This window comes from Streptomyces sp. S.PNR 29 (assembly GCF_030386795.1).
In the GTDB taxonomy this organism is placed as follows: Bacteria; Actinomycetota; Actinomycetes; order Streptomycetales; family Streptomycetaceae; genus Streptomyces.
This window is the reverse complement of the sequence record NZ_JANUQM010000001.1, coordinates 127086-149187: the sequence shown is the minus strand read 5'-3', so window position 1 is coordinate 149187 and position 22102 is coordinate 127086. Positions and strand designations below refer to the sequence as shown.

Genomic DNA, 22102 nt, shown 5'->3' with positions numbered 1-22102 from the left:
CGCAACGATGCTCCGCAACCGTAGCCACTGTCGTTGGCCTTCGCTGGAGAAGCGCGGCCGGTGCGGCAGGACGACCCACACGCCACCCCGCCGCACCGCGCAAACCCGTCAGAGGACGAACCTCACTTGCTCCGAGCCTGCTTCGCCAGCTCGTCATCAATCTGCTCGAACTTGTCCGCAGCCATGGTCAGGTAGTCCCCCATGCCGTCCAGACCGTCCAGCGTGTCCTTCGTGCCGCGGACGAACTCGTCGAAGTTCTCGTCGAAGGCCTTCGACGAGCTCTTGGTGACGTAGCCGGACTCGACCAGGTTGGCGATGTACTTGCGCAGGCCGTCGAGCTTCTCGTGGAGCCGTTCCTTCTCCTTCACGACATGCTTGGCCGCGTCCCGCATGTCCTGGTATGTGATGTCAAGGTCCTTGGCCATGAAGCCGTCTCCTCATCAAAACGCCGCAGGGCCAACCCCCGTGGCTCCCTGTTTGCGGACCGATACGTCGCGTCGGCACATGTGGCGACCGGTGTGATCGTCCGCTCTTGAGGCAGCAGCTTACGGGTGTGGCCTGAGTGTCTCATCCCCACGCTGTGAACAAGACGAGATGAACTCGTGCGCACGGCGTTGCCATAGGGAAGACCGACGCGGATCCCGTTGCCTGGCCGCGACATTGAGCAGATATCGTCGCTCCGACTGTGGCCTGCGTTGCGGAAGCGGTCACAGCGATCGGGGAGGACAAGACGTGCGCCTGACTCTGACCGTCGTCGATCCGTTCGGCGGGGGCACCGCCGACGTCGTGCTCGATGCCGATCCTGAGTCCACCATGGGGGACATCGCACAGGAGCTGGCCAAGCAGGTTGGGGCCAGTGGTGCCCAGATCATTCCCCTCGGGCAGCGCCATCACGCGCCGGCCAACAACGCGCCTCTCCTCTACGTCGACGGGTACGCCGTCGATCCGGCCGCCACCGTCGTCAACTCGCCGCTGCGCGAGGGCGCCGTGGTCAGCCTGCAGGATCCCTCCGGGTGCCTGCCCGGCGAACCCACCGGGCTCGTCGAGCTGCGCGTCGTCGGCGGGCCCGTCGCGGGGTTCGTGCACCGGCTCGGCGTCGGGCGCTACGACATCGGCAGCGGGGCGGCGTCGTACATCCGCATCGACGATCCCGAACTCGACGCCCGGGCCCTGACGTTGTCGGTCGCGACCGACGGCACCTGCCGGTTCAAGGTGCACGGGGACATGGCCGACGGTGAGGACGACAAGGACGCGCCCACCGTCACCCTCGACGGCAAGCCCCTCGACGACAAGGACGGCGAGTGGCCCCTCGGCGGGCAGATCGCCATCGGGAACTCCCTGCTGGAGCTCGCCCGTTACACGCCGCCGAACGCCGCCCTGAAGTGGTCCGACGACGGCATCGGCCTGGACTACAACCGGCCTCCCCGCCTGCGTCCCCCGGAGCGGCAGACCCGGTTCCGGCTGCCGACGCCGCCCCGCGAGTACGAGGCCCGGCCACTGCCCTGGCTGATGGCGCTGACGCCGCTCGTCGGTGCCGTCGTATCAGTGATGATCTTCCAGCGCTGGTACTACCTGATCATGGCGGGTCTGAGCCCGATCCTGCTGTTCGCCAACTACTACAACGACAAGAAGCACGGGCGTAAGTCCCACGCCAAGCAGGTCAAGGAGTACGAGGAGCAGAAGGAGCGGATCGAGAAGGACGCCCAGGACGCGCTGGTCGCCGAACGGAACGACCGGCGTCACGCCATTCCCGATCCCGCCACCGTGCTCTCGCTCGGGACCGGCCCGCGTACTCGTCTCTGGGAGCGGCGGCGCACCGACCGTGATCATCTGCTGCTGCGCGTCGGCACGGGGCAACTGCCCTCCGAAGTCGTCCTCGACGACCCCGAGCAGGACGACCACAAGCGCGAGGTCACCTGGAAGATCGAGGACGCGCCCGTCGCCCTCTCCCTGCGCGGGCTGGGGGTCATCGGTATGGCTGGGCCCGGCGATTCCGCCCGAGCGATGGGGCGTTGGGCCGTCGCGCAGTTCGCCGCGCTGCACAGTCCCATGGACGTGCAGTTCTACGTGCTGAGCGAGAACACCGCGCAGGACAGCTGGGACTGGGTGCGCTGGCTGCCGCACGCCAAGCCCTCCGGCGGGCAGGACGTCAACGTCCTCATCGGCACCGACGCCGAGACCGTCGGCGCCCGGATCGGTGAGCTGACGCAGATCCTCGACGCGCGGAAGAAGGCCGCCGAGCAGAACCGCGGGCAGGGGACGTCGTTCAGCGACCCCGACATCGTCGTCGTATGGGACGGGTCGCGGCGGCTGCGGTCGCTGCCGGGTGTGGTGCGGCTGCTGCGCGAGGGGCCGTCCGTCTCCATGTACGCCCTCTGTCTCGACGCCGAGGAGCGGTTCCTGCCGGGTGAGTGCCAGGCGTTCGTCGTCGCCGAGCCCAAGGCGCAGGAGTACGAGCTCGCGCAGCAGGAACAGCCCCAGCACGTCGCCGGCGGGTTCCCGTCGTTCCAGGCCTGGCACCCCACCGCCCACGAGCCCGCCCGCAGCGACCAGCCCGACAAGCTGCGGCTGCGGGTCGAGGAGGCGGGGGCCGAGCGGCTGAAGGACGTACGGCCCGACTTCGTCTCGTCCGCCTGGTGTCTGCGGCTCGCCCGGTCCCTGTCTCCGCTGCGTGACATCAGCGGGGAGACCGAGGACTCGGCCCTGCCCGGCTCCAGCCGCCTCCTCGACGTCCTCCAGCTCGAACCGCCGACCAGCGACGCGATCGTCGCCCGGTGGCGCATGGGCGGGCAGTCGACGCTCGCCGTCATCGGTGAGTCGTACGACGGGCCCTTCGGCATCGACATCCGCAAGGACGGGCCGCACGGTCTGATCGCCGGTACGACCGGTTCCGGTAAGTCGGAGCTGCTGCAGACCATCGTGGCCGCGCTGGCCGTGGCGAACACGCCGGAGAACATGACGTTCGTGCTCGTCGACTACAAGGGCGGCGCCGCCTTCAAGGACTGCGTCCATCTGCCGCACACCGTCGGCATGGTGACCGACCTCGACGCCCACCTCGTCGAACGGGCCCTGGAGTCCCTGGGTGCCGAGCTGCACCGGCGCGAGCACATCCTCGCCGCCGCCGACGCCAAGGACATCGAGGACTATCAGGACCTGGTGCGGAGGGATCCCTCGCACCAGCCGGTGCCTCGGCTCCTCATCGTCATCGACGAGTTCGCGTCCATGGTGCGGGACCTTCCCGACTTCGTGACCGGGCTCGTGAACATCGCCCAGCGTGGCCGGTCCCTCGGTATTCATCTGCTGCTCGCCACGCAGCGGCCGTCCGGTGTCGTGTCCCCCGAGATCCGCGCCAACACCAACCTCCGTATCGCGCTGCGCGTGACGGACGGCGGCGAGTCCACGGATGTCATCGACTCGCCCGAGGCCGGGCACATCTCGAAGAACACGCCCGGTCGTGCGTACGTCCGGCTCGGCCACGCCTCCCTCGTGCCGTTCCAGTCGGGACGCGTCGGTGGGCGCCGGCCCGGTGCGGCGGACCCGACGGTCCTGATGCCCTGGGTGGGCCCGCTGGCCTGGGAGGACCTCGGCCGCGCCGCCCTCACCAAGCCCAAGGCCGAGTCGCGCGAGGAGGAGGAGATCACCGACCTCAAGGTCCTCGTCGACGCCATCCGCGACGCCAACCGGTCGCTCGGCATCCCCGCCCAGCACAGCCCGTGGCTGCCGGCGCTCGACGAGCAGCTGCTGCTCGACGAGATCCCGGCCCCGGCCTTCACGCCCGCCCCGGGCAAGCTGGCGCCCGCGGTCTACGGTGTCGAGGACCTGCCAGCCCTCCAGACCCGCCGCCCGGTCGTGGTCGACTTCGCGAGCTTCGGCCATCTGATGATCGGCGGTGCGCCGCGCAGCGGACGTTCGCAGATCCTGCGCACCCTCGCGGGCTCCCTCGCCCGCACCCACTCCGTCGCCGACGTGCACATGTACGGCATCGACTGCGGCAACGGCGCGCTCAACGCGCTGACCCGGCTGCCGCATGTGGGCGCGGTCGTCAGCCGTAACCAGACCGAGCGGGTCGTCCGGCTCGTCAACCGGCTCAAGGCCGAGCTGGGCCGCCGCCAGGACCTGCTGGCGGAGAAGGGCTTCGCCGACATCGGCGAGCAGCGGGCCGCGGTCGCCGAGGACCAGCGGCTGCCGCACATCGTGATCCTGCTCGACCGCTGGGAGGGCTGGGTGCCCACGCTCGGCGAGGTGGACCACGGTGCGCTGACGGACGAGCTGCAGACGATGATGCGTGAGGGCGCGAGCGTCGGCATCCATCTCGTCCTCACCGGTGACCGCACCCTCCTCGTGGGCCGTATCGCGACCCTCACCGAGGACAAGTACGGTCTGCGCCTCGCCGACCGCAGCGATTTCTCCACGCTCGGCATCCCGGCCCGCAAGGTGCCGGAGGAGATCCCGCCGGGCCGTGGTTTCCGCAACGAGTCCGGTACGGAGACCCAGTTCGCGCTGCTCTCCGAGGACACCACCGGTCAGGGGCAGGCGGCGGCGCTGGCCGCGATCGGCGAGGCGGCGGCCGCGCGCGACGCGGCGGTGCCCCGCTCCCACCGGCCCTTCCGGGTCGACAGCCTGCCGAGCCGTATCACCTTCCCCGAGGCGTGGGAGATGCGCGACCCGGAGGCGTCCCGCTCCCGCCTGTGGGCCCTGGCCGGTATCGGCGGCGACGAGATCGTCGGCTTCGGTCCCGACCTGGCCGACGGCGTCCCGGCGTTCGTCATCGCGGGACCGGCGAAGTCGGGCCGCTCGACGGTGCTGATGAACTTCGCGCACTCGTTCCTGGCCCAGGGCACCCGGCTGGTCGTCGCGGCCCCGCGTCAGTCGCCGCTGCGCGGGCTCGACGGTGCCGACGGCGTGTTGAAGGTGTTCACCGGCGACGACATCGACGAGGACGAGTTCGAGGAGCTCGTCGACCAGGCCTCGCCTCAGGAGCCGATCGCCGTCCTCGTCGACGACGGCGAGATCCTGGAGGACTGCGACGCCGAGAGCCAGCTGAAGAAGCTCGTCTCCCGGGGCGCCGAACGCGGCCTCGCCCTGGTCATCGCCGGTGACGAGGAGGACGTCTGCAGCGGCTTCTCCGGCTGGCAGGTCGACGCCAAGAAGGCCCGCCGCGGCATCCTGCTCTCCCCGCAGGAGTCCTCCAGTGGCGACCTCATCGGCGTACGGCTGAACCGGAGCATGGTCGGCGGCCAGGTCGCCCCGGGCAAGGGGATGCTGCACCTCGGGGACGGGGAGCTGCGCACGGTCGTCGTCCCGGGGTGAGGGAGGCCGGGGGCCGCGGCCCCCGGGTGCCTACTCGACCTTGGACATCCTCGCCCGGGGGTTGCCCGAGTCCGCGCTGTCCGACTCGTAGACGAGGTCGTCCCCGACCGGTGTGAGGCGGACCGTGGTCGCTGCCGGGTTGCAGCCGCTGTGGTTGGTCTTCGCGCCGACGGACGTGGCGACGAGCTGCTTGTCCGTCACCTGCTTCAGGGTCAGTACGTCGACGCAGACGCCGCCGAACTGGTCCGTCTGGGTCAGCCTGCCCAACTCGTCGCCGACGCCGGCCCGCCGCACGGTGAGCCGGAAGGTGCCGATGGGCAGCTTGCCGTCGAGGGCGGTGCCCTGGCCCTGCCAGGTGCCGAGGTAGCGGGCGGGGACGCCGGAGGGGCTGCTGTCACCGGCGGTCTCGCCGGCGCTCGGCGCCGGCGAGTAGGCACTGCCGGAACCGCTGGTGTCGTTGTCGCGCCCGTCGGGCAGCAGGTCGAGCACGAACACGGACCCGACCGTCACCGCCGCGAGCGCCCCCGCGACGGCGAGGGCGACCGTACAGCTGAGCCGCCGGCCTCGCCCGTCGCTTTCCGGCGCCGACGTCGCGGCGACGGAGACGGAGAGTCTGCCGGGGCGGCGGCCGGGAGGTGGGGCGGTGTCCTGGGGGCGCGGCTCGGGTACGGCGGCGGGCGGCGCCTCCCGGGGCGTCGGCATGGCCGGCGGCGGCCCGAACGCACCGGCCGTCGGGGCCTGTCCCACCGACGGGCTGCTGAACCCGACCGGTCCGGAGGCGGCCTCCCGCTGCCCCGCCTCCAGGTTCAGCAGCTGTACGGCGCCCCGGCTGACCTGCTCCACCAGCGCCCCCGGCAGCCATCCGCCCGCGACCAGCCGTGCCGCCCCTTCGGGAGCGAGCCGCCGGGCCAGCTCACCGGGTGTCGGCCGCTGGCCCGGCTCCTTCGCCAGGCAGGCCTCCGCCAGCTCCCGCAGCTCCCCGTCCAGCCCGTCGAGTTCCGGCTCTTCGTGGACGACCTTGTAGAGCAGCGCGGCCGAGGAGTCCCCACGGAACGGTGCCTCGCCCGTCGCCGCGAACGCCAGAACCGCGCCCAGCGAGAAGACGTCGGCCGCTCCCGTGACGCCCTTGCCCAGGATCTGCTCGGGCGACATGTAGCCGGGCGAGCCGATCGAGACACCCGTCGACGTCAGGGACGCCGTACCGTCCGTGGCCCGCGCGATCCCGAAGTCGATCAGCAAGGGCCCGTCGAGGGTCAGCAGTACGTTCGACGGCTTCACGTCCCGGTGCACCAGGCTCAGGTCGTGCACGGCCGTCAGCGCCTCGGCCAGCCCTGCCCCGAGTACTCGTACCGTGTGGGTGGGCAGGGGGCCGCCGTCCGCGACCGCGGCCGTGAGGGACGGGCCCGCGGCGTACGCCGTGGCGACCCATGGCACCGCCGCCTCGGGGTCGGCGTCCAGCACGGGCGCGGTCCACGCGCCGCCCACCCGGCGTGCGGCCTCCACCTCGCGCCGGAATCGGGTGCGGAACTCCTCGTCGAGCGCGAAGTGCGGGTGCACGATCTTCACGGCGACCGTGCGGCCGCCGGCGCTGCGGCCCAGGTAGACCCGGCCCATGCCGCCGGAGCCGAGCCGGCCGAGCAGCCGGTAGGGCCCCACCTCGGTGGGTTCGTCGACTTCGAGCGGCCGCATGGCGCCACCCCTCCCCCCGTACGGCTGACTTCCAGCAGGGTAGTGCCGCCGGCGGCCCTCACGGCTGGAGCAGGTCCACCTTCACGTCGGCCGGGAAGCCCGTCGTCGGCCCCACCCGCCGGGCGAACTCCGCGACGGCCTCCAGCTGGGGGCCGCCGAAGCGGAAGTCGAGGGTGGTGAAGTACTGGGCGAGGGTGCGCTCGTCGAAGGCCTCCCAGCGGGCCGCCTGCTCGGCGACCTTGCCGACCTCCTCCAGCGAGAGGTTGCGGGAGGCGAGGAAGGCCTCGTGCACCTGGCGGGTGATGACCGGCTCACGCTCGGCGTAGTCGCGCCGCACCGCCCAGACCGCGAAGACGAACGGCAGGCCCGTCCACTCCTTCCACAGCAGGCCCAGGTCGTGCACGTCGAGGCCGTAGCGGGGCCCGTCGAGCATGTTGGCCCGCAGCGCCGCGTCGCCGATGAGGACGGCCGCCTCGGCCTCCTGCATCATCAGGCTCAGGTCGGGCGGGCAGGTGTAGTAGTCGGGCGTCACTCCGAAGCGCTCGGCCAGCAGCAGCTGGGCGAGCCGGACGGACGTACGGGAGGTCGAGCCGAGGGCGACCCGGGCGCCGTCGAGGCGGTCCAGCGGGGCCTGTGAGGCGATCACGCACGACATCACCGGTCCGTCGCAGCCGACGGCGATGTCGGGGAAGGCGACCAGTTCGTCCGCGTGCCGGAGGAACTCGACCAGGGTGATCGGCCCGATGTCGAGCTCTCCCTGCACCAGCTTCTCGCTGAGCTTCTCCGGGGTGTCCTTGGTCAGCTCGAAGTCGAGGAGTGTGCCCGTTCTCGCGAGCCCCCAGTACAGGGGCAGGCAGTTGAGGAACTGGATGTGGCCGACGCGCGGCCGGGTGCGAGAATTGTCCACATCGCGAGACTAGACCCTGGGGAGTACCGTACGATCCTCGGCCCCGCCATCGTCCGGGCCAACGACGTTCAAACATCCGAGTGACGTGATCTTGGCCTCTATTGCTTCCGGCTGCCCGCGTGCTAGGCTCGTCGCAAGTTGCAGTTTGGTTTCCCTTGCAGTACAGAGCCTGCGGAGCATGTGACCGCGGGCTCTCGTCGTTCTCAGACGTATGCAGTTGTGCAGAACTCAAAATCTTCACACTTGCTGGTTCTGGAGCAGGGCAACCCTTTTTGAGCCCAAGGAGGGCTTATGGCTACCGGAACCGTTAAGTGGTTCAACGCCGAAAAGGGCTTTGGTTTCATCGCCCAGGAGGGCGGCGGCCCCGACGTCTTCGTCCACTACTCCGCCATCAACGCGACCGGCTTCCGGTCCCTCGAGGAGAACCAGCAGGTGTCCTTCGACGTCACGCAGGGCCCGAAGGGCCCGCAGGCGGAGAACGTCACCCCGGTCTGATCTTTCCTGATCCGATCGTGCTCTAGAGCAGTACCCAAGGAGCCCCGCGCCGTTCGGCGACGGGGCTCCTGCCTTTTCTGCCCTCTCCGATCCTTCTCCACATTCGGACGCGTCCATTCCGGCGAATTCTCGGTGAATTCCTCTTCCGGGGGCGCATCTCATGACCGACGGGACGGGGGCGTTCGCTCGGGGCGCTCACGGCGGGCGGGGGTTTCGCGGGGTGGGCTCGGCCGGCCGGAGTGCCGGCGGGCGGCGGGCGCGCCCTGGAAGTGGTCCCGTGCGCGGTGACATCCAGGGGCCGGTCCCGGCGCCCGCCGCCGGAGGTCCGGATGCTGCCGGCGGCCACCGTTAATCATTGGTGTCTCTTCGGGCGGCTGTGCTTCCTTGGCTGCGTGCCGGATCTCCCGGCACCTCATCCACCTGCCGAAAGACAGCCTCATGAACTCCACCCACACCCCCCGCATCGCCCTTGTCGGCGCCGGACTCGGCGGCCTCGTCTGTGCCCGCGTCCTGCAACGCCACGGCCGGCAGGTCACTGTCTTCGAACGTGAGGCCTCCAGCGGCGCCCGCTCCCAGGGCGGCAGCCTCGACATCCATGCCGGTACCGGGCAGGCGGCGCTGCGTGCGGCGGGCCTGCTCGACCGGTTCCGCTCCTTATCCCGCCCCGAGAGCCAGGGGTGGCGCCTGCTCGACCCCGCCACCGCCGCCGTCCTGCCGGTCCCGGGGCCGCCCGCCCACGATGACGACAGCCCCGAGATCGACCGCGGTCAGCTGCGTGACCTGCTCCTGGACTCCCTTACCGAGGGCACCGTCCGCTGGGACCGCGCCGTGACCGGTGTCACGCCGCTCGGAGACGGCACCTGGCGGCTCCTCTTCGACGACGGGAGCACCGAGGAGGCCGACCTGGTGGTCGGCGCCGACGGAGCCTGGTCGCGCATCCGCCCCGCCCTGTCCGAGGCCACGCCCGGCTACAACGGTGTCACCTTCATCGAGGCCGGCTTCGACGACTGCGACACCCGCCATCCCGCCCTGGCCGAGCTCGTCGGCGACGGCACCATGCTGGCGAGCGCCGGCAGCAGGGCGTTGCTGGCCCAGCGCAACAGCAACGGCCACATCCGCGTCTACATCGCCTTCCGTGCCCCGCAGGACTGGCAGATGGCCGCCGACGTGGCAGTGGACGACACAGCGGCCGTCCGCGCACACCTGCTGAGGATGTTCGAGGGATGGGACGAGAGCCTGCTGAACCTCGTACGGCACAACGACGGCGGATTCGTCGACCGTCCCGTGTTCGTACTGCCGGCTCCGCACACCTGGGAACACGTCCCCGGCATCACCCTGCTGGGCGACGCCGCGCACCTGATGCCCCCCGTGGGTCTCGGCGCGAACCTCGCCATGCTCGACGGCGCCGACCTCGCCCACGCCCTCATCGCCGAACCCACCGTCGACGACGCCGTACGCGCCTACGAAACCCTCATGCTGCCCCGCTCGGCCACGGCCGCCCGGGACTGCGCCGCCTTGCTCGACGACCTCCTCCCCCCGGAAGCCGCCTGACCCCTCGGCCAGGGCGGTGAGGGGAGCGTTCGGGACAAGGCCACGGCGCGCATGCCCGGGTGGGCGGGCGGGGAGGTGGCCCGAACGCTGCGATGGCCGTGCGTTACAGGGCGAGGAGGGTGGTGTACGCCTGTTGGAGGAGGGGGGTGCTGGGCAGGGTGGGGGAGGTGTTGGCGAGGGCTACCAGGGCCGTGCCGTGGTGGGGGTTGAAGCCGGCGAAGGCGGTGCAGCCGCGGGTGCCGCCGGCGTGGTGGTAGAGGTGCGAGCCGTCGCGGCGGGGCCGGACGTTCCAGATCAGCGCCAGGCCGCTGCCGCGGGGCAGGCGGAGCCGGGGACGCAGGACGTCGGACAGACCGGCCCCGAGGGCCGGCGGAACCTCGGCGGAGGCGGGGTCGAGCAGGTGCTCGACGTAGGTGAGCAGGTCACGGGCGCTTGCCCGGACGGCTCCCGCGGCGGCCAGGCCGGGGATGTGGAACGGGGGCCGGGCCCTGCGGTGCCAGTAGCCGGTGGCCTGGGTGCCTCCCACGGGTGGGGTGGTGGTGCAGCAGGTGTCCCGCAGGGCGAGGGGCGTCAGCACGCGGTCGTCGAGCAGGGCGGCGTAGGAGGAGGTGCCGGCCGCGCCGGTGAGGGCGTGGCCGAGCAGGCCGACCCCGAAGTTGGAGTAGCGCACGCGGGCGCCGGGGGCGGCCCGCAGACGGGTGCGCGCCAGGGCGTGCAGCACCTCGTCGGTGGTGAAGCGGGCATAGGGGTTGCTGAGGAACCGCGGCACGGCGGAGCGCAGCAGGCCGGGTGGGAGGCGGGGCAGTCCGGAGGTGTGGGTGGCCAGGTGGGTGAGGGTGAGGGCGCTGCCGCCCGGGGGCATGGCGGTGCCGGGCGGCAGGTGGCGGGCGAGGGGATCGTGGAGGTCCAACTCGCCGCGAGCCGCCTGCTCGGCCAGCAGCAGCGCCGTGAACGTCTTGGTGAGGGATCCGACCTCGAAGCGGGTGCCGGCATCGGCCGGTACCCCGCCGTGGTGCGCGGTGCGGCCGCGGACGATCAGTGCGCGGCGGCCCTTGCGGTGCAGGCCGACCGCGGTGGTGCTGGCCTGGGGTGCCGCGGACAGCAGCGCTTGCAGGGCTTCGCGCACCGGGGCGGGGGCGTGCAGGCGGTCCACGGCTTCCGCCGGGCTGTCGCTGTGGGAGGTCATGCGGGGCTGTCGGATGTGCGGGGGGAAGGGGTGTCCAGGGCCCGGGTGAGGGCGAGGGTGCCGGCTACGGCGGCCACGACGGTGGGGTGCTGGTGGTCGTGGAAGCGGGTGACGGGGTCGTCGTCGACGGGGTCGTCGTCGCGGGGCATCAGACCGTCGGCGTGCTGGATCTCCGCCAGGCGCTCCCAGTCGCCGAGCTCGCCGTACGGTTCGGGCAGGCAGCTGCCGACGATGAGCAGTTCGCCGACCAGGTCCCATTGGCCGGTCTCCGCCCAGACATCGGTCCACACCGGTAGCCAGCGGGCCAGGTAGGCGGCCACGTCGTCGGGCAGTCCGCCCGGGTCGCGGCCCCAGTCGGTGAGGTGGAAGACGGTGTGGGTGATGTGGTAGCCGGTCATCCAGTCGAGGTGCCAGGGCTGCGGGGTGCCGCCGAGCCAGGTGGCCCGTGTCAGCGTCTCCCGGTCGGCCGCGCCCGGGCCCCGGTCGTGGCCGGTGATGCGCAGGGCGTTGGCGACGGCGAGCCGCCGGTTGGGCACGTGCTCGACCGTGCCGGTGGTGCCCATCGCGGCGAGGTGTGCGATGAGCCGTTCCATGCCGCGATGGCGGTAGCCGGCCCGCGCGAAGTGGGCATATCCCTCAAGGGTGTCGGTGGCCAGCGGGTGGCGAAGGAGACGCTCGTAGAGCAGTCTGCCGTCTCTCAGCTGTGCCCAGGCGAACTCCAGCAGCTCGTGGGCGAGCCGGCGCTGTTCGCTGCCGGCGGCACCGTCGCGCAGGACCAGTGAGGCGGCCAGGGCCGTCTCCTGCAGGGCTTTGCAGGCCTCCGCGTTCCCGGCGATGTCCCCGCCGTCCAGCGCGCCTGCTTGTCGATGGGTGTGCAGCCAGCGCAGGGCGCGGGAGCCGACCTCATGGGCTGTCCGCGCCAGCGCCGTACTCATGCGCCCTCCAGGCCGAGCAGGTGGCGGCAGATCGCCACGTCCAGAAGGCAGCGGTTTCCGCCGCCGCGCAGGGCGATGTCCTCGACGAGCAGGGCCGCGTCCAGGGGGAGGGCGGCGCCGTCGGCTGCCAGCCAGGCCAGCCAGCGGGTCAGGCGTGCCGCGGTGGCGAAGTCCCGCCGCAGCAGGCTGCGGGTGGCGCCACGGGCCAGCGCCTCGGCACCGGAGTGTGCGGCCTGGTGAACGGGGGTGTCCAGGCCGGGCAGGGCCAGTGATGCCAGCTGTCCCATCCGCAGCGCCCACGGCACCCAGCCCTCCCCTGCTCCGCCCTGGGCCGCGGAGCGGTGGCGGGGCGCGGTGCCGTCATAACAGGGTGGCCCGGCCGGCATCGGAGCCGGAACAGGCGGGGCGCCGGCGTCGAGGCGGGCCAGCACCGTGACCAGGCCCCAGTCGATCCAGGCCCGGGTCCACGGCGGCTCCGGTCCGCGCGGAGGCGCGGCGGGCGGCTGCGGGGCGGGGGGCAGGGCCGCCAGGATGAGGCGGACGGCGGCCGTTTCCTCGGGCGGAGGAGTCCGACCGGTCAGCAGATACGGAGCCAGCGCGTCCGCCCCCGAGCGGCGCACGGCACCCGCCGCGGGCACCGGGCCGGGCGCCGCGGTGGTCCCGTCGGTGTGCCCTGCCGCTTCCTGGAGGAGCGACGCCACGATCGTGCTGCCCCCGGCGCCTCGCAGGGCCTCACGGGCCCTGCTCGCCAGGAGTTCGGCCGAGGCGCAGTGGGCAGCACGGGACCTCTCGGTGATCACCGGCGGCGGGGTTCCTTCGGCTCCTTCGGCTCCTTCGGCGAGAGGAGCAGGACGGGACCGATCGCCTCGGGGCAGGGCCCCGGAGCATCGCTGACCGGCGCCTCGGTGGAGGCCATCAGCTCCTCCAACAGCTCCGCGTCCAGGGTGACGTTGTCCTGCCGCAGGGTGTCGATCGCCATCGTTCCTCCTAAGAGAAGTACGCCTTCACTGCACAGATGATCTCCGCACACACGCACAAAATGCCGCATTGATGTGAAAACCACTCGAAAGAGGCAAAGGAGCACAAGGTGCTGAAAGGCCCTGCGTCAACGGCACCCCCTGTCAGTGGGGCCCGCTATGGTCCCCCGGCATGACCCCCACCGACTCCCACTTCCTGAGCTCCACCCGCGCCTTCTACGACGCGATCGCCGAGGACTACGCCGACCACTTCCGTGACGTGATCGCCGGCAAGCCGTCCGACCTGGAGGTGCTGGCCGCGTTCGCCGAACTCGTCGGGGAGGGCGGGCAGGTGGCCGACCTGGGCTGTGGTCCCGGGCGGGTGACCGCGCATCTCGCCTCGCTGGGGCTGTCGGTGTTCGGCCTCGACCTCTCCGGGTCGATGCTCGCGATAGCCCGCCGTGAGAACCCGGGGCTGCGGTTCGAGCAGGGCTCGATGCTGGAACTGGGCCTGGCCGACGGGACTCTCGCGGGCGTGGTGTCCTGGTACTCGTCGATCCACACCCCTGTGGACCGGCTCCCCGCCCTCTTCGAGGAGTTCCGCCGTGTCCTGGCGCCCGGCGGCCACCTGCTGCTCGCCTTCCAGGTCGGCGACGAACCGCGCCACCTCGACCGCCCCTTCGGCCATCCGGTGGCCCTCGACTTCGAGCGGCGACGGCCCGAGTTCGTCGCCGGGCTGCTGGAGGAGGCCGGGTTCACCCTCCACAGCCGGACGGAGCGCCCACCGCATGCCGAGACCGGGGAGTCGGCTCCGCAGGCGTTCCTGATCGCGCGCCGGTGAGGTCGGGCAGCAGGGTGGCCAGGCCGAGCAGGGCCAGGGCGGCACCGAGCCAGAGAGGTGCGCTGAGGCTCCAGGCGTCGATCACCACGGCACCGAGGGAGGAGCCGAGGATGACACCGAGGGTGATGAAGGACGAGTGGACGGTGTTCACCAGCGGGCCGGCGTTGCCGGTGCGCTGGACGCGGGTGACCATCGCCGGGTTCATGGTGACGCCGACCAGGCCGATGCCCAGCATGCAGACGACGGCGGGGACCAGCAGGCCGGCGAAAACCGCGAAGCCCGTGAGGAACAGGGCGTTGAGCAGGAGACCGACGGCCAGCACGGGGACGGCGAAACGGTCGGCGAGACGGCCGACGACCGTGTTGCCGACGACGGTGGCGGCGCCGTAGGCGATCAGCAGGACGGGGACGGTGCCGGCGGAGAAGCCGGTGACGTCGGTGAGGATCGGGTTGAAGTAGCTGAAGGCGGAGAAGGTGGCGCCGATGATGAGGGTGCTGGTGGACAGCACCCTCCACAGCTTCGCGTTCCGGAAGACGCCGAGCTCCTCGCGGAAGCCGCTGCCGCTCTCGGCGCGCTCCAGTCGGGGTACGCCCACGAGGGTCACCGCGGCGGCGGCGAGTGCGAGCGCCGAGATGGCCCAGAACGCCGCGCGCCAGCCGAACCGCTCGCCGATCAGGGTGGACAGGGGCAGGCCGAGCAGCGTGCCGAGCATCAGCCCGTTCATGGCGACCGCGATGGCCCGGCCGCGCACCTCCGGGCGGGTGAGCTGCGCGCACAGCGAGATGGCGACGCCGAAGAAGGCCTGGGAGGCGACGCCGGTGACGATCCGGGCGGCCATCATCACGCCGTAGCCGGTCGCGGTGGCGGCCAGCACGTTGCCCGCCAGGAAGACGGCGAACAGCACGGGGCATCGGAATCAGGACGTCAGCGCACCCATCGCCACCTCGGCCACCGCCTCCAGCGCGGCCCGGTCGGCGCCCCCCTGGCTTGACACGCGCAGGCCGGCGATCGTCGCGTTGAGGAAGCGGGCCAGGGCGTCCGGGTCGCGCTCCGAGGTGATGCTGCCGTCCCGCCGGCCCGACTCCAGGACGGCCCGGAAGGCGGCGAGACGCCGCTGGGTGTCACGCTCCACCAGTGCGGCCGCCGCCGGATCGCGGGCGGCCAGCTCCACGATGGTGTTGACCCCCAGGCAGCCGAGGGCGCGCCCCGCCGTCGCCCGGCACTCCGTCTCGCTCTCGATCACCTGGTCGAGCACGGCGCGGACCCGGTCGGCGGCCGGCCGCTCCGTGGCGTCCAGGACGGCCAGCTGAGCCGCCGTCATGGTCTCCAGGTACCGGGTGAGAGCCCGCTGGAACAGGTCGTGCTTGCTCCGGAACGTGTTGTAGATGCTGCTGCGCCCCAGGCCGGTGGCGTCGCACAGGTCCTGTGTGGAGGTGGCCTCGTAGCCCTTCTCCCAGAAGGTGTGCATCGCCGCGTCCAGGGCCCGTTCCTCGTCGAAGGTCCTCGGTCGGGCCATGACAGGACACTAACACGGTTTTGGATCAGTCGATCCAATACGGTGCTCAGGGCGCGACGCCGCGCTGCAGCTCCCCCGCGATGTCCAGCGCCGCGATGTACCCGAACGTCATCGCGGGTCCGATCGTCGAACCGGCGCCCGCGTAGCTGCGGCCCATCACGGCGGCACTGGCGTTCCCGGCGGCGTACAGGCCGCGGATCACCGAGCCGTCCGCGCGCAGGACCCGTGCCCGGGCATCCGTGCGCAGTCCGCCCTTCGTGCCCAGGTCGCCGGGGACGATCCGGAACGCGTGGTACGGGGGCAGCCACAGCGGTGCGAGGCAGGAGTTCGGGAGGACGGACGGGTCCGTGTAGTAGTGGTCGTACGCGCTGTCGCCACGGTGGAAGTCGGGGTCCTTGCCCCTGACGGCCAGGGAGTTGAAGCGGCTGACGGTGGCGCGCAGGGCGGCGGCGGGCACGCCGATCGAGCCGGCCAGGGCGTCGAGCGTCCAGGCCTTGTGGGCGACGCCGGAGCTGTACCAGTCGTCGGGGAAGGGCAGGGTCGGGGCCACGTCCTTGAAGAGGTACCGGTTGCGGTAGTTCTGGTCGACGATCAGCCAGGCCGGGATGTCGGGGTCGGTGGGGTTGCGCTCGTACATCGTGTGGACGACGTCGCTGTAGGGGGCGGCCTCGTTGACGAAACGCGCGCCCGCGGCGTTGACCAGCAGCCCGCCGGGGAGGGTGCGTTCGGCGAGACAGAAGTACGGCCGGCCGGGCAGCGGGATGGCCGGGCCCCACCAGGCGTCGTCCATCAGGGCCAGGTCGGCGCCGGCCCGCTCCCCCGCCCGGATCCCGTCCCCGGTGTTCTCCTTGGCGCCGACGGTCCACTCCGTGCCGATGGGCTGCTGCTGGTACCGCGCGCGCATGGCACCGTTGTGCTCGAACCCGCCGGAGCCGACCACCACCCCGCGGCGGGCCCGTACGAGACCGGGGGCGCCGTCGCGCGTGACCACGGCCCCGGTGACGGCACCGCCCTCCACGTGCAGGTCGGTGAGGGGGGTACCGAGCCACACGGGAACCTTGGCGGACAGCAGCCCGGCGCGCAGGCCCGCCGCGAGCGCCTGGCCCATGGTGAGCGGCTTCTGCCCCAGCGCGCCGGCCTTCACCCCCCGCGCCAGACACTCGGCGGCGACGGCGGCACCCTTGACGCTGACGGCGGCCAGGGCCACCCACTTGTAGTCGGCGCCGAAGACGACCATGCCGTCGGGGACGTCCATGTACGGCGGGTTCAGGCGGGCGAGTTCGGCGCCGAGGATCTTCCCGTCGAGCTGGTCGGGTTCGATGGAGCGGCCGTTCGGGAGCCCGCCGGGCAGCTCGGGGTAGTAGTCGCTGTAGCCCTCCATCCAGCGGAAACGGAGGGGGCTGTGCGCCATGACGAAGGAGATCATGGCGGGACCGTGGGCGAGGAAGGCCCGCTGCCGGTCGGCGGAGACCTCCGGCCCGACGACGGCGGAGAGGTAGCCGGCCGCCTTGGCGGGGGTGTCCGGGACACCGGCGGCCAGGATGACGGGATTGTTGGGGATCCAGATGCCGGCACCGGAACGGGCGGCGGACCCGCCGAAGGTGGCCGCCTTCTCCAGCACCACACAGCTCAGCCCTTTCCGGGCGGCGGTCAGCGCGGCGGTCATCCCTGCCGCGCCGGAGCCGATGACGACGACGTCGTAGGTGCCGAGGAGGGGCAAGTCGGCCGCGTGGGCACGGCGTTGCGACACGGCGGTGACCGCGAGCCCGGCGCTCGCGGCGGTTGCGAGGACGCGTCTACGGGACGGGAGGGTGGCGTCGGTCATGGCGGATCGCTCCCACGGGGTGGCCTCGGCATCGTCCTGACCTGACGGGATGTCAGATGTGTGAATGTGACGCGGTGGCCGTGTGAAGTCAAGGGCGCGTCAGGGTCGCTGTGCGTCTGTGTTGGGTCGGCACCCGCTCCTCCCCCGCACCCGGTCCGGACCCCGGCGGAGGCGCGGAGCGGGTTGCCGCCCGGGCCCTGTGGAGATCGTCGTACAGAGCGCGGGGGCAGTCAATCCTAAGGATTTCTGCCCAACCCCAAGCGATAGCTTGGGTGTTGTGACTCTCGACGATCTGCGTGTGTTCGTGGCGGTGTGCCGTGCCGGAAGCCTCAGTGCGGTGGCCCGTGATCTGGCGTGTACGCAGTCGGCGGTGAGCCAGCATGTGAAGCGGCTGGAGCGGGAGACCGGGGTGAGCCTGCTCGAACGGCATCCGCGCGGGGTCGTACCGACCCGGGCGGGCCGGGTGCTGGAAGCGGCGGCGGCCGAGGGCATCGCCGGGCTGGACCTGGCGCTGCGGCGCCTGCGGGAACTCGTCGACGGGGAGACCGGTGCCGTACGGGTCGCCACGGGCGCCACGACCGTACGGCACTTCATGTCGGAGGCGGTCGTCGCCTTCCGGCAGCGGCATCCGCGCGTCAGCCTGGAGTTCCGTACGGAGAGCTCCAGCCGGGGGTGCTTCGACGCGCTGGCCGGCAGTGATCTGGACCTGGCGTGGATCACCCTGGGACCGCCCGTGCGCGGCATCGAGCAGCGGGCCGTGGTCGATCTGCCGTGGGTGCTGGCGGTGCGGGCCGACGACCCGCTGGCGGCTCGGCCGTCGGTGGCGGCGGGCGAGCTTCAGGACCTGCGGCTGATCCGGTTGCCGCCCAACTCGACCTCGGCGGCGCATCTCGACGCGGCCTGCGCGGAGCTGGGGCTGCGGTTCACCTTCGACACGAGCGTCGCCGACTGGGACACGGCGCTGTTGCTGGCGGAGCTGGGGCTGGGGCGGGCGGTCGTGCCCGCGTTGCCGGGGCACGCGGTCCCCGGGAACCAGGGCCCGGTGCGGCTGGTGCCCGTCCGTGCCCTGCGGCCGCTGTCCGTCGGCTGGGCGGTCCGGCGCTGGGACGCGCTCACCCCGTCGGCCAGGGCGTTCGCGGACACGGTGGTGGACTGCTGCCGGCGGAACGCGCCGACGACGGGCCCCTGAGCGGACCACACCGCCCGTACCGCCCCACTGTCGTGCCCGCGTTGCCGGGGACGAGGGCCCGGTGCGGCTGGTGCCCGTCCGCGCCCTTCGACGGCCCGATTATGGCGGCCTTCGTCCACAACAAGAGGTCCGCCCCACTCGACGCCTACGACCGGAATGCGCCGGCCGCGGACCTCACCGCTCGTAGAGCCGCTCCACCTCCGCCGCGAAGTCCCGCAGCACCGCCTCCCGTCGCAGCTTCATCGACGGGGTCAGATGTCCGGCCTCCTCCGTGAAGTCCCGGGGCAGGACGGCGAAGCGGCGGATGGACTCGGGGCGGGAGACCAGTTTGTTGGCCTCGTCCACCGCCCGTTGCAGCACCGACCGCAACTCCTCGTCCTCCACGAGGAGTTCCGGCGGGACCGGGTGCTTGCCGTTCATCCGGCGCCAGTGGGTGATGCCGTCGGGGTCGAGGGTGATGAGGGCGCTGACGTAGGGGCGGCGGTCGCCGAGGACGATGCACTGCGAGATCAGCGGATGCGAACGCAGCCAGTTCTCCAGCGGCGCCGGTGCCACGCTCTTGCCGCCCGCGGTGATCAGCAGTTCCTTCTTGCGGCCGGTGATCGTCAGATACCCCTCGTCGTCGAGGCTGCCGATGTCCCCGGTGGGGAGCCAGCCGTCGGGGGCGGCGGGGGTCACTCCGCCCGCCTGGGGGTCCCAGTAGCCGTGCAGCACCTGCTCGCCGGCGATCAGTATCTCGCCGTCGGTCGCGATCCGGATCCTCGTCCCCGGCAGTGGCCAGCCCACCGTCCCCAGGCGCGGCTTGAGCGGCGGGGTCACCGTCGCCGCTCCCGTCGTCTCCGTCAGCCCGTACCCCTCGAAGATCTCGATGCCGGCCCCGGCGTAGAAGGCGGCCAGGCGGCGGCCCAGCGGCGAGCCGCCGCAGATCGCGTACCGGACGCGGCCGCCCATGGCGTTGCGGATACGCCGGTAGACCAGGGGGTCGTAGAAGGTGCGGGCCGTCTTCAGCGCCCGGGAGGGGCCGGGGCCCGTGCCGGTCTGCCGGGCCTCCACCGCCTCGCCGTAGCGCACCGCCACGGACACCGCGCGGTCGAAGGACGTCAGCCGGCCGCCCGCCTCGGCCTTGGCGCGGGCGGTGTTGAAGACCTTCTCCAGCATGTAGGGGATGGCCAGCAGGCAGGTCGGCCGGAAGGCCGCCAGGTCCGGCAGCAGGTGCTCCGCCTTCAGGCTCGGCGCGTGTCCGAGGCGGACGCGGGCGCGGATGCAGGCGACGGCGACCATACGGCCGAAGACGTGGGACATGGGGAGGAAGAGGAGGACCGAGGCCTCCTCCTCGGTCTTCGCCTTGAAGACCGGGTAGAGCAGCTCGATGGCGTTGTCCACCTCGGCGAAGAAGTTGCCGTGGGTGAGGGCGCAGCCCTTCGGGCGGCCCGTGGTGCCGGAGGTGTAGACGAGCGTGGCGAGCATGCTCGGGCCGAGCATCCCGCGGCGTACGGCGACCTCCTGGTCGGCGACCGGCTCGCCCAGTTCCGCCAGCCGGTCCACGTGGCCCTTCTCCAGCACCCACAGGTGCCGCAGGTCGGGCAGGCGGTCGAGCTCCGGGCCGAGGGCCGCCGCCTGGCCCGGCGTCTCCGTGACCAGGGCCACCGCGCCCGAGTCCTGCAGGATCCAGCGGGTCTGGAAGACGGAGGACGTGGGGTAGACGGGGACGGTGACGAGGCCCGCCGACCACGCGGCGAAGTCGAGGAGCGTCCACTCGTACGTCGTACGGGCCATGATCGCGATCCGGTCGCCCGGCATCAGCCCCTCGGCGATCAGCCCCTTCGCCACCGCCAGGACCTGGTCGGCGAACTGGACCGCGGTCACGTCGGCCCACCGCCCCTGAGGGGTCTTGCGGCTGAGCACCACCCGGCCCGGGACCGCGCTCGCGTTCTCGAAGGGCAGGTCCGCGAGCGACCCGTGCCGCACCGGGGGCACGAGCGGGGGGACGTACGCCTCCCGGACGATCCCGTCCAGCCGCCGTGTCTCCGGCTCCACGAGGGTGAGGGGGTGGGCGTCGTCGAAGGCGGTGGAGGCGGCGAACGAGGGAAGCGGAGTGGACACGGGCGGCTCTCCCTGAGACGTGCAGCGGCCGACAGCTCTGCTGCATGACGTACGTGCCTCGCGCGCCGAGGCGTTCACCGGCGGTGGTTCGGGTGCTGGGTTACCGGCGGTCAGGAACGGGATGGTACGGGCCCGTCGTGGGGAGGTTGTGCGGGTTCGGCGGTGGTCCGGGGCCGGGGATGTGCAACCTCGGGAGTTAAGTGACGAAGGTTCAGGTTCGCTCCAGGATCGCCGTGACGCCCTGGCCTCCCGCCGCGCAGACGGAGATCAGTCCGCGCCCCGGCCCCTCGCGTTCGGCGAGCAGTTTGGCCAGGGTCGCCACGATCCGGGCGCCGGTCGCCGCGAAGGGGTGCCCGGTGGCCAGGGACGAACCGGCCACGTTCAGGCGGGCGCGGTCCACGGGGGCGAGGCCCCGCTTCTCCCACGCCGCGAGCGTGGCCAGCACCTGGGACGCGAACGCCTCGTGGATCTCCAGCAGGTCGAAGTCCGCGAGGCCCAGCCCGGCCCGCTCCAGCATGCGCGGGACCGCGTACGCCGGCGCCATCAGCAGCCCGTCCTCGCCGTCCGCCACATCGCCGTGGACGAAGTCGACGGCCGCCGTCTCGTACGCCGTGAGGTACGCCAGCGGTTCCAGCCCGCGGGCCTCGGCCCACTCCTCCGATGCCAGCAGTACGGTCGCCGCCCCGTCCGTCAGCGGCGTCGAGTTGCCCGCCGTCATGGTCGCATCGGGGTGGCCGAGGCCGAAGACGGGCTTGAGGGAGGCCAGTTTCTCCACCGTCGAGCCGGGGCGCAGGTTCTGGTCGCGGGCCAGGCCGCGGAAGGGGACCACCAGGTCCTGGAAGAAGCCGCGTTCGTACGCGGCCGCCAGCCGCTGGTGACTGGTCGCCGCCAGTTCGTCCTGGGCCTCGCGCCCGACACCCCAGGCGCGTGCGGTGACGGCGGCGTGCTCACCCATGGACAGGCCCGTGCGCGGCTCGGCGTTGCGCGGGATGTCGGGGACCAGGTGGGCGGGGCGGACCTTCGCGAGGGCCTTGAGGCGGCCGCCGAGGGACTTCGCCCGCCGCGCCCGCAGCAGGATCCGGCGCAGCTCGTCGTTCACGCCGAGCGGTGCGTCGCTCGCCGTGTCGGCGCCGCCCGCGATCGCCGACTCGGTCTGCCCGAGAGCGATCTTGTTGGCGGCGGCGATGACGGCCTGGAGGCCGGTCCCGCAGGCCTGCTGGATGTCGTACGCGGGCGTGCGCGGGTCCAGCTTCGAGCCGAGGACCGTTTCGCGGGCGAGGTTGAAGTCCCGGCTGTGCTTGAGCACGGCCCCGGCCACGAACTCCCCCACCGCGCCGGGTTCCGTCAGGCCGTGCCGTTCGACGAGGCCGTCGAGGGCGGCGGTGAGCATCTCCTGGTTGGAGGCGGTGGCGTAGGGGCCGTCGGAGCGGGCGAACGGGATGCGGGAACCGGCGATGACCGCGACCCGCCGCACCGATGGCTTGAAGGGGCTCATCTCGACCTGCTCCTCACCGTGACGTAGGCTTACCTCCGGTAACCTTACTCCAGAGTAAGAAGGCGGGTAAGGACGAGGGCAAGAAGTCGACGCAGCTGGGAGTC

17 protein-coding genes are annotated in these 22102 nt (G+C 72.1%); 5 read left to right on the top strand and 12 right to left on the bottom strand.

The genetic code is table 11. The annotated features are described in order from the left end of the window. Window positions 1-122: 122 nt before the first annotated feature. Entirely contained in the window at window positions 123-425 is a 303-nt protein-coding gene (locus NW895_RS00760; protein WP_289933017.1) for a WXG100 family type VII secretion target, read from the bottom strand. 307 nt (window positions 426-732) lie between these two features. On the opposite strand from NW895_RS00760, the gene NW895_RS00755 reads away from it, so the two are divergent. After that, the gene (locus tag NW895_RS00755; protein ID WP_289933016.1) at window positions 733-5310 is read left to right on the top strand and encodes an FtsK/SpoIIIE domain-containing protein; all 4578 of its coding nucleotides are present in this window, start codon (window positions 733-735) and stop codon (window positions 5308-5310) included. Between the two features lie 30 nt (window positions 5311-5340). Here the strand turns inward: NW895_RS00755 and NW895_RS00750 are convergent, their stop codons facing one another. Both NW895_RS00750 and NW895_RS00745 read right to left on the bottom strand, forming a co-directional pair. Continuing rightward, complete coding sequence (locus tag NW895_RS00750; protein WP_289933015.1) at window positions 5341-6999, bottom strand: serine/threonine-protein kinase; 1659 nt, start codon at window positions 6997-6999, stop codon at window positions 5341-5343. A 58-nt stretch (window positions 7000-7057) separates the two neighbouring features. Continuing rightward, complete coding sequence (locus NW895_RS00745; RefSeq protein ID WP_289933014.1) at window positions 7058-7906, bottom strand: menaquinone biosynthesis protein; 849 nt, start codon at window positions 7904-7906, stop codon at window positions 7058-7060. Window positions 7907-8197: 291 nt separating this feature from the next. Here NW895_RS00745 and NW895_RS00740 point away from each other — a divergent pair, with 291 nt between their 5' ends. Both NW895_RS00740 and NW895_RS00735 read left to right on the top strand, forming a co-directional pair. Then, window positions 8198-8401 carry a cold-shock protein gene (locus tag NW895_RS00740; protein ID WP_004984723.1) on the top strand — a complete coding sequence of 68 codons (204 nt, stop codon included), beginning with the start codon at window positions 8198-8200 and terminating at the stop codon, window positions 8399-8401. A gap of 438 nt (window positions 8402-8839) precedes the next feature. Beyond that, entirely contained in the window at window positions 8840-9952 is a 1113-nt protein-coding gene (locus NW895_RS00735) for an NAD(P)/FAD-dependent oxidoreductase (protein WP_289933013.1), read from the top strand. A 103-nt stretch (window positions 9953-10055) separates the two neighbouring features. On the opposite strand, the gene NW895_RS00730 is transcribed toward NW895_RS00735, so the two are convergent. From NW895_RS00730 to NW895_RS00715, 4 genes are read right to left on the bottom strand one after another with little or no spacing between them, the layout of a single operon-like run. Further along, window positions 10056-11138 (bottom strand): serine hydrolase domain-containing protein, encoded by a 1083-nt coding sequence (locus NW895_RS00730; protein ID WP_289933012.1) that lies wholly within the window; start codon window positions 11136-11138, stop codon window positions 10056-10058. Then, window positions 11135-12073 carry a hypothetical protein gene (locus tag NW895_RS00725; protein WP_289933011.1) on the bottom strand — a complete coding sequence of 313 codons (939 nt, stop codon included), beginning with the start codon at window positions 12071-12073 and terminating at the stop codon, window positions 11135-11137. Before NW895_RS00725 ends, NW895_RS00730 begins: the two co-directional genes overlap by 4 nt. After that, window positions 12070-12873, bottom strand: a complete 804-nt coding sequence (locus tag NW895_RS00720) for a hypothetical protein (protein ID WP_289933010.1) — start codon at window positions 12871-12873, stop codon at window positions 12070-12072. The genes NW895_RS00725 and NW895_RS00720 overlap by 4 nt, the downstream gene beginning before the upstream one ends. Then, window positions 12870-13052, bottom strand: coding sequence for a hypothetical protein (locus NW895_RS00715; RefSeq protein WP_289933009.1), 183 nt, complete (start codon window positions 13050-13052; stop codon window positions 12870-12872). The genes NW895_RS00720 and NW895_RS00715 overlap by 4 nt, the downstream gene beginning before the upstream one ends. Before the next feature lie 170 nt (window positions 13053-13222). On the opposite strand from NW895_RS00715, the gene NW895_RS00710 reads away from it, so the two are divergent. Next, the gene (locus NW895_RS00710) at window positions 13223-13870 is read left to right on the top strand and encodes a class I SAM-dependent methyltransferase (RefSeq protein WP_289933008.1); all 648 of its coding nucleotides are present in this window, start codon (window positions 13223-13225) and stop codon (window positions 13868-13870) included. Here NW895_RS00710 and NW895_RS00705 read toward each other — a convergent pair. Genes NW895_RS00705 through kstD form a run of 3 tightly spaced genes read right to left on the bottom strand, consistent with a single transcriptional unit; the run spans window position 13785 to window position 17211 of the window. After that, a complete protein-coding gene (locus NW895_RS00705; protein WP_289933007.1) occupies window positions 13785-14774 on the bottom strand; it encodes an MFS transporter in 990 nt (329 codons plus the stop codon). The two genes, NW895_RS00710 and NW895_RS00705, sit on opposite strands and share 86 nt — an antisense overlap. Window positions 14775-14786: 12 nt before the next feature. After that, window positions 14787-15386 carry a TetR/AcrR family transcriptional regulator gene (locus NW895_RS00700; RefSeq protein ID WP_289933006.1) on the bottom strand — a complete coding sequence of 200 codons (600 nt, stop codon included), beginning with the start codon at window positions 15384-15386 and terminating at the stop codon, window positions 14787-14789. A 46-nt stretch (window positions 15387-15432) separates the two neighbouring features. Continuing rightward, window positions 15433-17211 (bottom strand): 3-oxosteroid 1-dehydrogenase, encoded by a 1779-nt coding sequence (gene kstD, locus NW895_RS00695; protein WP_289933004.1) that lies wholly within the window; start codon window positions 17209-17211, stop codon window positions 15433-15435. A gap of 277 nt (window positions 17212-17488) precedes the next feature. Between kstD and NW895_RS00690 the strand changes: the two genes are divergently transcribed. Next, a complete protein-coding gene (locus tag NW895_RS00690) occupies window positions 17489-18400 on the top strand; it encodes a LysR family transcriptional regulator (RefSeq protein ID WP_289933002.1) in 912 nt (303 codons plus the stop codon). Window positions 18401-18574: 174 nt separating this feature from the next. Here the strand turns inward: NW895_RS00690 and NW895_RS00685 are convergent, their stop codons facing one another. Next, entirely contained in the window at window positions 18575-20503 is a 1929-nt protein-coding gene (locus NW895_RS00685; RefSeq protein WP_289933000.1) for an AMP-dependent synthetase/ligase, read from the bottom strand. 211 nt (window positions 20504-20714) lie between these two features. Next, on the bottom strand, window positions 20715-21998 hold the full coding sequence (locus tag NW895_RS00680; protein ID WP_289932999.1) for an acetyl-CoA C-acetyltransferase: 1284 nt from the start codon (window positions 21996-21998) through the stop codon (window positions 20715-20717). Between the last annotated feature and the right edge of the window lie 104 nt (window positions 21999-22102).

What these genes read in the sequence shown, in the direction of transcription:
- NW895_RS00760 (WP_289933017.1), bottom strand. Translation starts at nt 425, where the DNA reads ATGGCCAAGGACCTTGACATCACATACCAGGACATGCGGGACGCGGCC.
- NW895_RS00750 (WP_289933015.1), bottom strand. Translation starts at nt 6,999, where the DNA reads ATGCGGCCGCTCGAAGTCGACGAACCCACCGAGGTGGGGCCCTACCGG.
- NW895_RS00740 (WP_004984723.1), top strand. Translation starts at nt 8,198, where the DNA reads ATGGCTACCGGAACCGTTAAGTGGTTCAACGCCGAAAAGGGCTTTGGT.
- NW895_RS00735 (WP_289933013.1), top strand. Translation starts at nt 8,840, where the DNA reads ATGAACTCCACCCACACCCCCCGCATCGCCCTTGTCGGCGCCGGACTC.
- NW895_RS00730 (WP_289933012.1), bottom strand. Translation starts at nt 11,138, where the DNA reads ATGACCTCCCACAGCGACAGCCCGGCGGAAGCCGTGGACCGCCTGCAC.
- NW895_RS00725 (WP_289933011.1), bottom strand. Translation starts at nt 12,073, where the DNA reads ATGAGTACGGCGCTGGCGCGGACAGCCCATGAGGTCGGCTCCCGCGCC.
- NW895_RS00715 (WP_289933009.1), bottom strand. Translation starts at nt 13,052, where the DNA reads ATGGCGATCGACACCCTGCGGCAGGACAACGTCACCCTGGACGCGGAG.
- NW895_RS00710 (WP_289933008.1), top strand. Translation starts at nt 13,223, where the DNA reads ATGACCCCCACCGACTCCCACTTCCTGAGCTCCACCCGCGCCTTCTAC.
- NW895_RS00700 (WP_289933006.1), bottom strand. Translation starts at nt 15,386, where the DNA reads ATGGCCCGACCGAGGACCTTCGACGAGGAACGGGCCCTGGACGCGGCG.
- kstD (WP_289933004.1), bottom strand. Translation starts at nt 17,211, where the DNA reads ATGACCGACGCCACCCTCCCGTCCCGTAGACGCGTCCTCGCAACCGCC.
- NW895_RS00680 (WP_289932999.1), bottom strand. Translation starts at nt 21,998, where the DNA reads ATGAGCCCCTTCAAGCCATCGGTGCGGCGGGTCGCGGTCATCGCCGGT.